A 13,181-nucleotide genomic window follows, 5' to 3' on the forward strand; every position below is an offset into this window, starting at 1 on the left:
TAGCCTCCGTTTTCAAGACGCGACCACGCCGCTAGTGTGCCGGTCGATAGCCGCTGCCGAACCGGAGCTCCGTCACGCGTCACGTCGATCGTCTGCCGAGCGCAAAGCCTCCCTCGATCGCCCGGCCTCGGCACCTGCTCCAAGCGGACCAAGACCATGGACATCAGGCTTCTGCGCGAGTTCCTCGTTTTGTCCGAATGCCTCAACTTCAGCCGCGCCGCCGAAAGGCTCGCCATGACGCAGCCGGTGCTCTCGCGGCACGTCAAGTTCCTCGAGGATCATTTCGGCGCTCAGCTTCTCAACCGCAGCACGCATCGGGTGGAGATGACCGAGGTCGGCCGCGTCTTCGCGCAGGAAGCGGCCAAGATCGTCGGCCAGTTCGAGCAGTCGGTGGCGGTGATCCGGGCCTGTCCGGGGGTCGGCCGGCATTCGCTCTCGATCGGCTTCCTCGGCGAGGCGACGCGACCGTTCCTCGCCACGTTTCTCGGCCGCTACTCCGAGCGCCATCCGAAGGTCGCCATCGAATGCGTCGACGGCGACCTCGACCTGATCGTCGGCCGCCTGGAGAAGAACACCTGCGACCTCGGCTTCATCATCCGGCCGCAGGACGGACTGCGGATCGACCATCTCAGCCACCTGACGCTGTTCAGTGATCCGCTCTGCGCGGTGCTCAACCGAAACCATCCGCTCGCGGCCCGCGACGGCGTGGCCCTCGCCGACGTGGCACGGTGGCCGATCATCGGCATCGCCCGACACGTCTCGCCGCTCGCGCACGAGTGCAATCAGCTGTTCTTCGCGCGCCACGAGGTCGAGTACCGGATCGCGAAGGAGTGCCCCAATCTCGAATCGTGCTGCTTCACGGTCGAGTTCAACGAGCAGGCGATCGTGCTGCTGCCCCGTCACCGGGGGTTCCTGACGGGTGTGAACTCGGTCCTCAAGCCGGTCACCGACGCCGGCTGCAGCTTCGACATCGACTTGGTGTGGGACGCGGCCAATCCGAATCCCTGCATCCGGGGCTTCCTCGACGATTTCACCGCCTTCTGCCGCAACCGGGATTGGGAAGCGGATCTGGCGCGGCGCTTCGAGCCGGCGGTCGCAACCCCGATGACCGCCGGACCGGTGGGGCACGATCGCGTCTCCGCCTGCGCGGTCTCACCGGGCTGAGACCGACGGCGGCGGGCTCCGACCGCTCCGTCCGTCACGGCCGGGCATCACGAGCGTGCGTCAGCGGCCGCGGGAACGAGATCGACCGCTTCCGGCCCGAGACCGGGACGTCGACCCGCGTCGCGAGGACGAGGACGGCCGCGTTCCTCTCGGACGCGGCCGCGCCGACGTGGTCCGGCCGAACGAGCTGGATGCCGCCCGGAGCGAGCCTCGGACCCTCAGTAGAGCTTCCACCCCACGGTGAGATGGGCGAACGAGACGCCGACGTCGTTTCGGGTATGAAGAGCCTGAAGATAGCGGGCCGTCACCGTGAATGCGCCGAAATCGTAGCCGACCATCACGCCGGCCTTGAGATGCTGGATCTTCGTGTCGGGCTGCGCGACCCCGAAGATCTCGTCGTCCTCGAGCTGCTGGGTGTAGTTGCCGATGACGCCGAGCGTGTATTTCCCGATGCGCCTGGCGACGGTCGCGTCCAGATAATAGATGTTGCCGGTCCTGTAGTTCGTCCTGGTGTTCTCGCTGTTGATGTCGAGAATGTTGTTGAGGGTGAGGGTCCAGTCGCCCGTCATGTAGGTCACGGCGAGATTGGGCTCGACCGTCCAGTAGTTGTTCCCGATGTTCTTCGTCGTGGTCCTCCAGCGGGTGCCGGTCCACGTGTAGTCGGTCGTCGCGTCGGGCACGATCACGGCGACACCCGTGCCGACGAACAGGCCGTTTCCCAGGTTCCACGACAGGTTCAGCGGCGAGATCGACGTGTTGACCATGCCGGAGGCGCCGGTGGCCTCGTCGAAGACGGTGGTGTGGGCGTACTTGAGCGGTTGCGCGAGCATCGCGCCATAGTCGGCACCGAACAGCTTCCATCCCGGGACCCACAGCAGCACGCCGACCGTGGAGACGTTCGAGGCCTTGAGCTTGGGGCTCGTCTGGTCGCTTCCGGAGTCGTCCTTCAGCTTGCCGAACTCGTAGGCCGTATCCCAGCTGAAATAGAGTCCCGGCGGCGGCAGCGCACCGGCCGGATTGCCGGTCGTGGCACCCGGCTGCAGCGGCGAGATGCCCTCGGCCGCCTGTGCGATCCCGCTCCCGGCGATGACGGCGGCGACGCCCGCTGCCGCCCAGATGAATCTGCTCATGATCCTCGAACCCCCGTCTGTCGGTAAACGTCTTCGTTGATGTCCCGGCCTCCGGATCGCGAGCCTGCGGTCCTGCGGCCGACGCCGCTGCCGGTGAAGCGGCAAGCCGACGCCGTCCCCGTTCCGCACGGATGCGGCGAGTTCCGATCGGCCGATATGGTGGCTGTCGGGCGAAGCGCTCGGCCGGTCAGGCCGGGCGCGCGTCGCCCCGCGGAAGGCCGGTCGCGTCCGGGGGCGAACCGTCGATCGCCCCCGTGCCCGGCATGGTCTCGGCTGGCGCCTCGGCGCGCCGGTGCCGCCTCTCGAGCATGATCATGTCCTCGGCCCCCCGTAACCGGCGGTCTTCCGTCGAGACGACATCACGAATTCACGTCGAGGATCTCTTAGTCATCGGCCGGTGCGGCGGCCAATTCTATCTCGGGATAGGCTCATGCCGTGCGTACATAAGGCCGACGCGCCTGGGCACTTCGAGAATCGCCGCGGGCGGCATCGACAGCGATCGATACCGCCCGCACGCTCTCACGGCTCGCCGCGCACACGTGTCGCCATCGGGCCGTCCCGCACGGAACGCCCTGGTCCACGCGAAGCGCGCCCTCGCGACGGAGGCGAGATGCCTCTTCGTCGCGGTCGAAAGCTCACTTGATCTCGTCTTCCTCCCGGCCGCCGTCGATCCGCGGACGGATGATCTTGCCCTTCTTCTCGGCCGCCTTGACGAGCTCGGCCTCCTCGTGCGCCCAGTGCCAGTAGTTGACCTCGTGCGGCGAGTGCTCGGTGGCGGTCACGAACATCTCGGTCGCGAAGCTGCCGCGGAGCTCCTTGGCGATGTCCTCCTTCCAGGCCTGGCGGAGGATCTGGGTGGTGACGCGACGGGTCGTGCGGGTGCCGGTCCGCATGATCAGCTCGGCGATCTCCCAGGCGCGATCGTAACAGGATTCCGTGTCGGGGCAGATCTCGTTGACCATGCCGAGGGCGAGGGCCTTGCGGGCCGTGATGATCTCGCCGGTCAGCTCCGCATAGGCGTAGCGCTTCCGGCCCATCAGCTCGCGCCAGGCGATCTGGATGCCGTCGCCCGGGACCATGTTGACCCGGAAGTGCATCTCCGTGGTCCACGCGTCCTCTGTGCAGAGCGTGATGTCGCTGAAGAGGACCAGATCCGAATGGAAGGCGGCACCGTTCCACACGCCGATGGTCGGAACCTCGAGATCGAAGACCTGCCCTTCGATGTCGTTCGTCCCGTCGTAATACTGGAAGTCGTACATCTTCCAGGCTTCCGAGGGGTGCGAGCTGAACTCGGTCGCCGGCTGCCACTTGCCGTTCTCGTCGAGCCGGCCGATGCCCCGCATGAAGTCCTTGCCGGTACCGCCGAGGATGATGACCTCGTTCTCCGGATCGCGCCCGGCCCAATCGAAGAAGTAGTGCAGGCCCTGGTGCGCCGGCGCGCCCCACTGCAGGCTGTCGCCGCCGGTGTGAAGCCGGGCTTCGAGAATTCCGTTCTTCCGCTTCATGGTGAAGCAGTGCTTCAGCCGTTCCGAATACTCCGCGAGCGTCATGTGGGGAACGACCCCGTACTCCCGTTCCGCCTTGGTCGACACCTTGCTTCGTTCGTGATCGGAAGGGTAATTGGCCCTGATGACCATCGCTTGTTCCTTTGCACTTTGGAGTCTGTTCCGCCGCCCACCGAGATGCGGACGCAGGATCACTCGAAGACACGCGTTCCGTGCCCGATGTCGATCGAAGCAATACTATCCGTTACTTTCGACCTTCGAGGATCGATATCACCGCCCCCCGGGGCGACAGAAATTCTTTTTGGGCCAATTGTTATGTCGGCCGGGCATAGCCAGGGCCGGCCGGCCCGGATCGCCGCGCCGACCCGTTTCGGGCCCCGCCCGCGTGATGGCGGCGATGCCGGCGAGCCGTCTCCGCGGTCGATGCGACCCAGGCGACTTCGACGACGGGAGACCGCGGTGAGCCGGGCCACGCCCGGCGGAGCCGAGCCGGCAGCCCGTGCGAATCCGGGGCAGCGCGCCGGCAACACGGCGTGGCAGCGGAGGCGAGGGCGGTCCGCCCCGCCCTCCCGGGCGAAGCTGATCTGGATCTCCTTGGTGGCTGCTGGCCCTCCTGGTGCTGCCGAGCACCCACGGCCCCGCCGGGGTCTGACGCTGGAGATGGACGGGGCCGGCCGCGACGGGACGTCATGGATCGGAACCGGCGGGGCGATGCGCGGGAGCCCCGCTTCCGGCATCACGCCCGAGCTCGAGCAACACATCGTGCTGATCGGGGAGGCCGGCCGGGTGCGCCCGCTTCTCGACGGCCGCGTCGTCTACGACGACCCAAACGTGCGGCTCGAGCCGAGCGACAGCCCGCCGATGCTGGGCGCTTGGTACGGGCCCAGCCGCGGCATGAAAGAATCGGCTATGAGTGTGCAACCACGACGATTCGCACGGGATGCTCGAACACTCCGCACCACGCCCACAGACCGCGCTGCACTGCTTCGTGTGGATCGCACGGCAGGCGGGGGTGGACCTGTCGGTCGAGCGGCTGATCCACGACCATGCGATCGGTCCCGGCGAGCTGTCGGCCAGGGAGCTGGTGCGGATCGTCCGGGCGAGCGGGATGCGCGGCAAGGCGGCGCGGCTGACCGTGCCGGAGCTGCTGGCGCTCGGCCCCTCCTTCCCGGTGCTGGCGCGCGTCAAGGACGGCTCGACCATCGTGGTGGTCGGGGTGCGGCGCGGCCCCGACGGGGAGCACATCGGCCTGCTCGATCCGCTCGCCAAGGTGCAGGGCGTGATCGCCGTGACGCCGGAGCAGTTCGCCCCCAACTGGACCGGCGAGGTGGTGCTGGTCCAGCCGGTGCGCCGGATCACCGACCCGGACCAGCCCTTCGGGCTCGCCTGGTTCGTGCCGGAGCTGCTGCGCCAGAAGCGCTTCTTCGTCGGCGTCGGGGTCGCCGCCGTGATGCTGCATCTCCTCGGCCTCGCGGTGCCGCTGTTCTTCCAGCTCGTCATCGACAAGGTGCTGCCGCACGAGAGCGTCGCCACCCTGTGGGTGCTCGGCATCGCGGTGACGCTCGGCCTCGCCTTCGAGGCGCTGTTCGGCTTCCTGCGCCGCTTCCTGCTGCTCTACGCCAGCAACCGCATCGACGTGCGCACCGCGCGGCGGACCTTCGGGCGGCTGATGCTGCTGCCCATCTCGTTCTTCGACCGCATCCCGGCCGGCGTGCTGGTGCGCCACATGCAGCAGGTGCAGCGCATCCGCGAGTTCCTGTCCGGGCGGCTGTTCCTCACCCTGCTCGACGCCGTCGCCCTCGTCGTCTTCCTGCCGGTGCTGATGCTCTACAGCGGGACGCTGACCATCCTGGTGCTGGTGTTCTCGGCGCTGATCGGCGGCTGCATCGCGCTGATGCTGCCGGCGCTGCGGCGCCGGCTGTTCCGGCTCTACGAGGCGGAGTCGCAGCGCCAGGCCTTCCTGACCGAGAGCATCCACGGCATGGCGACCATCAAGGCGCTGGCGCTCGAGCCGCGCCAGCGCAGCGACTGGGACGACCGCACCGCCGACACGGTGCGCACCCAGTTCGAGGTCGGCCGCATCTCGATCGGCGCGCAGGCGATCATCGGCTTCCTGGAGAAGCTCCTGATGGTCGCCGTGATCATGGTGGGGGCGCATCTCGTCTTCGCCGGCACGCTCACCATCGGGGCGCTGGTCGCCTTCCAGATGCTGGCCAACCGGGTCAGCAACCCGCTCGTCCAGCTCATCGGCCTGGTCAACGAGTACCAGGAGACGGCGCTCGCCATCGGCATGCTGGCCGGGGTGATGAACCAGGCGCCGGAGCGGGCCGGCGGCCAGCGCGGCTACCGGCCGCCGATCCGCGGCGAGATCGAGGTGGCGGATGTCGGCTTCAGCTACGGCCCCGGCCTGCCGAGCGTGCTGCGCGACGTCTCGTTCAAGATTCCGGCCGGCGGCTTCGTCGGCCTGGTCGGCACCTCGGGGGCCGGCAAGACCACCCTGACGCGGCTGATCCAGGGCCTCTACGTGCCGCAGAGCGGCGTCGTGCGCATCGACGGCACCGACATCCGCGAGATCGACATCGTCCATCTGCGCCAGCACATGGGCGTGGTGCTGCAGGACAGCTTCATGTTCCGCGGCACCATCCGGGAGAACATCGGCATGGGGCGCCCGGACGCCAGCATCGAGCAGATCGTCGAGGCGGCCCGGCTCGGCGGCGCGCTGGAGTTCGTCGAGCGGCTGCCCAAGGGCTTCGACACGCTGCTGGAGGAGAACGCCTCGAACCTCTCCGGCGGCCAGCGCCAGCGGCTGTCGATCGCCCGGGCGCTGCTGCGCCAGCCGCGCATCCTGCTGTTCGACGAGGCGACCAGCGCGCTCGACCCGGAGAGCGAGGCGATCGTCTACGGGAACCTGCGGGCGATCGCCCGCGGCCGCACCCTGATCATGATCTCGCACCGGCTCGCGTCGCTGGTCGAGGCCGACAGCATCGTGGTGCTCGACAAGGGCGGCGTCGCCGGCCTAGGCTCGCATGCCGCGCTCCTGAAGACCTGCGCGCCCTACCAGCAGCTGTGGGCGCGCCAGACCAGCTTCCTGCGCTGAGATGCCCGACCCGCGCCCGCCCGCGAAGAGCGACGCCCCGGCCCCGAAGCCGGCGGTCGCCCGCGAGTTCCAGCCGGCCGCGATCGCGCTGGAGGAGGAGGAGCCGGCACGCGTGCACTGGTGGACCCTCTACGCCGCGACCGGGCTGCTGGCGACCGCCGTGCTGTGGGCGTCGCTCGCCGACATCGACCGCATCGTGATGGCGCGCGGCGAGCTGGTCACCGTCGAGCCGGCGCTGGTCGTGCAGCCGCTGGAGCGGGTCGGCGTGCGGGCCGTGCACGTGAGGACCGGCGACATCGTCGCCAAGGGACAGGTGCTCGCCTCGCTCGACCAGACCTTCGCCCAGGCCGACGTCGAGCAGCTGCAGACCAAGGTGGCGAGCTACCGGGCCCGCCAGGCGCGGCTCGAGGCGGAGATCCGCAACGCCGACTTCCGGCCGGGGGACGAGCCGGACCGCTCCGCGCGGCTCGAGCTGTCGCTGTTCAACGAGCGGCGGCAGACCTACGCGGCGCGGCTGCGCACCTATCACGAGGAGCTCTCGCGCATCGGCGCCTCGCTGGCCGCCACCCGGGCCGACATCGACAAGGCGTCGTCCCGCATGGCGCTGCTGCAGCAGATCGTCGACATGCGCCAGGCCATGGTGATGCGCGAGTACGACACCCAGCTGCGGCTGCTGGAGGCCAAGGCGCAGCTCATCGCCACCGAGCGGGAGAAGATCCAGGGCGAGGGCAAGATCGCCGAGCTGCAGCACCAGCTGATGAGCGTCAACGCCCAGCGCGACGCCTATGTGCAGGAGTGGCGCGAGAAGGCGGCCGACGAGCTCGTCACGGTGCGGCGCGAGCGCGAGGCGGCCACCGAGGAGCTGAACAAGGCGCTGCGCCGGCGCGACATGGTCACGCTGGTCGCGCCGGAGGCCGGGGTCGTGCAGGAGATCGGCCAGCGCTCGATCGGCTCGGTGCTGCGCGAGGCCGAGATCCTGTTCACGCTGGTGCCGCTCGAGGCGGTGCTGGAGGCCGAGGTGCGGGTGTCGCCGCGCGACATCGGCGTCGTCAAGGTGGGCGACGAGGTGCGCATCAAGCTCGACGCCTTCCCGTTCCAGCAGCACGGCACCGCGACCGGCCGCGTCACCACCATCAGCGCCGACGCGTTCCGACCCGGCCGCGGCGAGGGCCAGGACCCGCAGCGCACCGAGGCGGTCCAGTTCCACAAGGCCCGCGTCACCCTCGCCGACACGGCGCTGCGCAACGTGCCCCCGCATTTCCGCCTGCTGCCCGGCATGACCGTCTCGGCCGAGATCAAGGTCGGCACCCGACGGGTGATCTCCTATCTCCTCAACCCGATCCTCAAGGGACTGGACGAGAGCCTGAGGGAACCCTAGGCGCGCATCGTACGAAATTGCCCGTATTTCGTGCACCAAAAATTAGGAATATATGCGCGTTGACGATCTGTTTCCGTTCGTTTCCGCAGAATAACGAATGAACCTGCCGTCCCGACCCGGGCATACAATCGAGCATCACCGGTGTCGAAGTCCGTCGAGTCACGTCCGGAATCCATCCCTTCGACCGCTGCCCGAAGCGGCCGGCAGCCCGGAAGCTGAACAATGCCCGACATCATCGAGACGACAGACGCCTCGGCCGGCACGACCACGGCCTATTCGCTTCAGATCGGGCAGATCGCGCAGGGGCGGCTGAGCGCCGCGGGCGACCACGACTGGTATCGAGTCACCCTGACGGCCGGGCAGATCTACACGGTCGCCCTGGTCGGCACCGGGACGAGCGGCGTGACCGATCCGTACCTGCAGATCTACGGCACCAATGGCTCCACGGTCGTCGCCTCGGACGACGACAGCCTGCCCAACATCAACTCCGTCGTGACCTTCACGGCGTCCACGTCGGGCACCTACTACATCGACGCCGGGGCGTACAACAACAGCGGAGCGGGGCAGTACGGCGTGTCGATCACCACCGGCACGCGGGCGATCGTCGACGTGCCGATGGGCGCCGGGATCATCGACGCCTATGGCGGCAGCAGCGAATACGCCTGGAGCGCGACGCCCGGCACCGGCGCCACCGTGACGGTCGGCTTCCGGGTCACCGACGACGGGCTGGAGCCGAACTTCTCGCAGTTCTCGGCCCAGCAGCGGACCGCCCTGGAGGCCGTGCTCCAGCTCTATCGCGACGTCTGCGGCCTGAACCTCGTCAACTCGGGCCAGACCGACAACGCCACCATCCTGCTGTCGAACTACAACTACAACGACAATTCGGGCGGCTACGCCCAGTATCCGGGCTCGACGGCGGCGAGCTCGCAGGCCGGCAACATCCACATCAACATCGCCGGCGGCAACTCGACCACCTCGGTTCCGGTCGGCTCCTACAGCTTCTTCACCCTGATGCACGAGTTCGGCCACGCGGTCGGCCTCACGCATCCGGGCCTCTACAACGCGGCGCCCGGCGTCTCCATCACCTACGCGGCGAATGCCGAGTTCACGCAGGACACTCATCAGTACACGGTGATGAGCTACTTCGACGAGTCCTACACGACGGGGAGCTACGGCAGCTATCCCGACGGCCTCATGCTCTACGACATCTACGCGCTGCAGCAGATCTACGGCGCCAACATGTCGACGCGCACCGGGGCGACGGTGTACGGGTTCAACTCCACGGCGGGCGGCATCTACGACTTCACCAGCAACACCTCGCCCGCCCTCTGCATCTGGGACGCCGGCGGGATCGACACGCTGGACCTCTCGGGCTACGCCAGCACGCAGTCCATCAGCCTGGTCGCGGGCACCTTCTGCAGCGTCGGCGGGCTGACCGGCAACCTCTCGATCGCCTACGGCTGCACGATCGAGAACGCCGTCGGCGGCAGCGGCAACGACACCATCACGGGCAACAGCGCCAACAACATCCTGCGCGGCGGCGGCGGCACCGACACGATCGACGGCGGCGCCGGCTGGGACAAGGCGATGTTCACCGGGACGATCGGAACCGCCTCGATCTCCCGCAACACGACGACGAACACGTGGACCATCACGTCCGGCGGTCAGACGGCCACGCTGACGAACGTCGAGGTGGCGCAGTTCTCTAACGGGACGAGGGCGCTGCGGGAGCGGCCGGCCGCCGATTTCAATGCTGATAACAGGTCCGATATCCTGTGGAGGAATACGTCGAGCGGATCGATCGGCTATTGGCAGATGTCCGGTGGATCGCCGCAGTTGGTCGGATTGAGCACCGTCGCGAGCAGTTGGACCATTTCCGGCTCGGGCGATTTCAACGCGGACGGCGGTTCAGAGATCCTCTGGCGGAACTCCAATGGTCTGGTGGGCTACTGGAACGTGGCTGGATCGCAGCCGCAATTCGTCGGGCTATCGACCGTCGGCAATGATTGGAGCATCGCCGGAACCGGGGACTTCGATGTGGACGGCCGAACCGACGTCCTCTGGCGGAACAGCAACGGCGGAACGGGATACTGGACGCTGAGCGGTAGCCAGCCACAACTCGTCGGCTTGGCGTCTGTCGGCAACGAGTGGGACGTTTCCGGGATCGGGGACTTCAACGCAGACGGCCGTTCGGACATTCTTTGGCGAAACGACAACGGCCAAGTGGGTTACTGGAACGTGAGTTCCGCAAATCCGACCTTTGTCGGTCTGGCTTCCGTCGGCAACGATTGGGAAATCGCTGGAACTGGGGACTTCAATGCCGACGGACGAACAGATGTCCTTTGGCAGAACGACAGCGGATGGGTCGGATACTGGAGCATGGCCACCGGCCAAGTTCAATTCAACGGGCTGGCCGGGGTCGGCAACGACTGGTCGATCGCCGGCACCGGAGACTACAACACCGACGGCAGAACCGACGTCCTTTGGCGAAACGCCGGCGGTGGAGTCAGTTACTGGAACTTGGCCGCTGGTCAGCCTCAGCTTGTCAACCTGGCCACCGTGGACTCAAGTTGGCAGATTCAGCCCACCTGAGGGCGCCGGAGAAACCACCAAACGTCGCGGTCAGACCTTGGTCGAAATCGCGTATTGCGACACGTAGTACTTCATCCAAACCGCGAGAGTCGCATAGACCTCGTTCGCGTCCCGTCGCGCAATGCGCAACATGTCGTCTTCGATGTAACGGTTGCGAATGTAGCCGCTTTCCTCGACGAAAAACCCAGCCGCCTGAGTTCTCTCGACTTGCGTCTGAAGGGTTATCGTGGCGCGATGGGTTTTGTCGTCCCTGAAATTTCCACAGACGACCGGCAGACCGACCGCGTGGAATTCTTCGCGTCGAGGAACTTCCTCCATGAAAGGGCTCGGGCCTTCCACGTAGAGCATTCCGCCGCACCGGAGTCTGCGAAACGCGAACTCCGACAAACGATCTATCCCGCCATCGATATGTTCGACAAAGTTGGAACTGTACATGGCATCGAAAACCATCCCCCCGAAGCCCGGCTCCCCCTTGTCGAAGTCGACCAACTCGTAGCCTTCGTAACGATGGAAGTGAGCGCCCGCGCCGAGCGACACGGCATAGAGCTTCAGATCAGGCCTCAGGGGCTCAAGCCAATCCTTGAAGATAGCCAAAGCCCCGTCGCCGGCACCGAGATCGAGGACCGTCGAGTTGATGGGAAGGGACTTGAGAAATCGAACTCTCGGAGAGGCCAAGTGCAGCCAGGAGGTGACGACGGCAGGATCGAGTGATCCGGCGGTCGCTTCTGCGACCAGCTCTTGCATGGACGGAAGTTTCGGGTTCATGCGCGACGAATATAAACGACATGCCTCGCGATGCCAAGCGAGCTCGATCGAGCCTCCACTCTCGACTGCCAGCGCGATCGCCGTTATGTAGCTGAATCATCGAATCCGCGCCTTCGCATCGCGTATCCGACTGCTTGAAACGGACTTCGTCGCATCGTGTCATCATCGAACAATGGAGACGTCGGATGATGCGATCCATCCCGACCTCAGCCGCTCGCCGCGCGGCCGCATTTCTGGCGCTGTCGGCACCCGCACTCCTTTCCGCTTACTATATTTTTTCATATAGCATCGACATACCGTATTATGACGAATGGGCAATGGTCCCCATGGTCGACCGCTGGCTTTCGGGCCACGGAGCATGGTCGGATCTATTCATCAGACAGGGTGGCCACGTCATAGCTCTGCAGAGGGCCATCACCATCCTGAGCGCCGAACTCTTCGGCTGGGACATACGGATAGAGATCCTGGTCGGATTTTTCTTCCTAGTCGCAACTGCACTTCTACTGATCAGACAAGCCGTTCGCACCGGCCTTTTCACCGCTCCCGCCATTGCATTTCCCGCCATCCTGGCGGTCATGAGCGTTCTCTTTGGACTCCGTCAGTGGGAGAATTTACTGGCTCCCTGGTCGATCAACCCCTTTGGATCCACCTTTTTCGCCCTGACGTCATTTTATTTTCTTAGCAAGGACGTGACGGCGAGTTTCTTTCTCATCCTCGTCGCGACCGCATCGGCACTGCTCGCATCGCTGACGTTCACGAACGGACTCCTGGTCTGGCCTATTGGAATTCTAATAATAATCGCCACACGGAAAGCGAAGCCACTCCTGTTGATCACTTGGCTCGCCGCCACTGCTCTCTGCGTAACCATCTACGCTGTCGGCTCCGCCACCGGATCGGCGCACCTCGTTCGGATCGGCGCGATTTCGGCATTCCGCGGACTCGCCGTCCTCGGCGCCCAGTTCTCGGCAGACAAATCCATCATCACGGGTGGCGCGACTTCTGTCCCGAGCACCTTCATTGACGGAGGACAAGCGATAGCGCTCGGGCTCGCACTGATTGCAGCCGTTGCTTGGGCCTTGTGGCGCGCGCGACACTCAATGTCGCCTCACGCCTTCTCCATCTCCGTCATTCTATTCGGACTAGGGAGCTGCGCCTTCATCGCTGCTGGTCGCGCAGATTTGGGAATTTTACAGTCGACTGCGTCCCGTTACACCAGCACCAGCGGGCTGGTCGTGATCGGGCTACTGCTGTTGATCGCCGAGCTGACCACCAAAGATCGTACAAACCAGTTCAATATCGGCTCAGCTCTCGTCGCGGCAGTCCTCGTGAGCGCCAGCTACGGCATCTTCGCCGAACTTGCACTCGGACCGGCGCGCCGCCAAGCCATGACCGCTTGGGCGAATCACATAAGGCAATATCAGTCAGCCATTGACGCAGACCTAAAAAACCCACACTACACTCCCGAACAAATCCGCAAGTTCTCCACCATTCTTCAGCAGCATAAACTCAGCGTATTTTCCAGATCTTCTGACCATTGATCTGTTTTCACA

The 13,181-nt window shown here is 65.8% G+C and carries 8 protein-coding genes; 5 read left to right on the forward strand and 3 right to left on the reverse strand.

Annotated features, from left to right (window positions below; translation table 11 throughout):
* Positions 1-156 precede the first annotated feature (156 nt).
* The gene (locus J2S22_RS07135; protein WP_272775194.1) at positions 157-1,164 is read left to right on the forward strand and encodes a LysR family transcriptional regulator; all 1,008 of its coding nucleotides are present in this window, start codon (positions 157-159) and stop codon (positions 1,162-1,164) included.
* A 218-nt stretch (positions 1,165-1,382) separates the two neighbouring features.
* On the opposite strand, the gene J2S22_RS07140 is transcribed toward J2S22_RS07135, so the two are convergent.
* Together J2S22_RS07140 and J2S22_RS07145 are read right to left on the reverse strand one after the other, a co-directional pair.
* Positions 1,383-2,294 (reverse strand): SphA family protein, encoded by a 912-nt coding sequence (locus tag J2S22_RS07140; RefSeq protein WP_272775193.1) that lies wholly within the window; start codon positions 2,292-2,294, stop codon positions 1,383-1,385.
* Positions 2,295-2,929: 635 nt separating this feature from the next.
* Positions 2,930-3,931, reverse strand: a complete 1,002-nt coding sequence (locus J2S22_RS07145) for an enoyl-CoA hydratase/isomerase family protein (RefSeq protein WP_272775192.1) — start codon at positions 3,929-3,931, stop codon at positions 2,930-2,932.
* Between the two features lie 808 nt (positions 3,932-4,739).
* Here J2S22_RS07145 and J2S22_RS07150 point away from each other — a divergent pair.
* From J2S22_RS07150 to J2S22_RS07160, 3 genes are all read left to right on the forward strand, one after another.
* Complete coding sequence (locus J2S22_RS07150; protein ID WP_272775191.1) at positions 4,740-6,896, forward strand: peptidase domain-containing ABC transporter; 2,157 nt, start codon at positions 4,740-4,742, stop codon at positions 6,894-6,896.
* 1 nt (position 6,897) lies between these two features.
* Complete coding sequence (locus tag J2S22_RS07155; protein WP_272775190.1) at positions 6,898-8,274, forward strand: HlyD family type I secretion periplasmic adaptor subunit; 1,377 nt, start codon at positions 6,898-6,900, stop codon at positions 8,272-8,274.
* Positions 8,275-8,496: 222 nt separating this feature from the next.
* A complete protein-coding gene (locus J2S22_RS07160; RefSeq protein ID WP_272775189.1) occupies positions 8,497-10,866 on the forward strand; it encodes a M10 family metallopeptidase C-terminal domain-containing protein in 2,370 nt (789 codons plus the stop codon).
* A gap of 30 nt (positions 10,867-10,896) precedes the next feature.
* On the opposite strand, the gene J2S22_RS07165 is transcribed toward J2S22_RS07160, so the two are convergent.
* Positions 10,897-11,610: a class I SAM-dependent methyltransferase gene (locus J2S22_RS07165; protein WP_272775188.1), complete on the reverse strand. Its 714-nt coding sequence runs from the start codon at positions 11,608-11,610 to the stop codon at positions 10,897-10,899.
* Between the two features lie 206 nt (positions 11,611-11,816).
* Here J2S22_RS07165 and J2S22_RS07170 point away from each other — a divergent pair, with 206 nt between their 5' ends.
* A complete protein-coding gene (locus J2S22_RS07170; RefSeq protein ID WP_272775187.1) occupies positions 11,817-13,169 on the forward strand; it encodes a hypothetical protein in 1,353 nt (450 codons plus the stop codon).
* The last annotated feature ends 12 nt before the right edge of the window (positions 13,170-13,181 follow it).

The organism is Rhodoplanes tepidamans, assembly GCF_030813915.1.
Classification (GTDB): domain Bacteria; phylum Pseudomonadota; class Alphaproteobacteria; order Rhizobiales; family Xanthobacteraceae; genus Rhodoplanes; species Rhodoplanes tepidamans.

Coding starts and splice junctions, on each gene's coding strand:
- J2S22_RS07135 (WP_272775194.1), top strand. CDS start 157: ATGGACATCAGGCTTCTGCGCGAGTTCCTCGTTTTGTCCGAATGCCTC.
- J2S22_RS07140 (WP_272775193.1), bottom strand. CDS start 2,294: ATGAGCAGATTCATCTGGGCGGCAGCGGGCGTCGCCGCCGTCATCGCC.
- J2S22_RS07145 (WP_272775192.1), bottom strand. CDS start 3,931: ATGGTCATCAGGGCCAATTACCCTTCCGATCACGAACGAAGCAAGGTG.
- J2S22_RS07150 (WP_272775191.1), top strand. CDS start 4,740: ATGCTCGAACACTCCGCACCACGCCCACAGACCGCGCTGCACTGCTTC.
- J2S22_RS07155 (WP_272775190.1), top strand. CDS start 6,898: ATGCCCGACCCGCGCCCGCCCGCGAAGAGCGACGCCCCGGCCCCGAAG.
- J2S22_RS07160 (WP_272775189.1), top strand. CDS start 8,497: ATGCCCGACATCATCGAGACGACAGACGCCTCGGCCGGCACGACCACG.
- J2S22_RS07165 (WP_272775188.1), bottom strand. CDS start 11,610: ATGCAAGAGCTGGTCGCAGAAGCGACCGCCGGATCACTCGATCCTGCC.
- J2S22_RS07170 (WP_272775187.1), top strand. CDS start 11,817: ATGATGCGATCCATCCCGACCTCAGCCGCTCGCCGCGCGGCCGCATTT.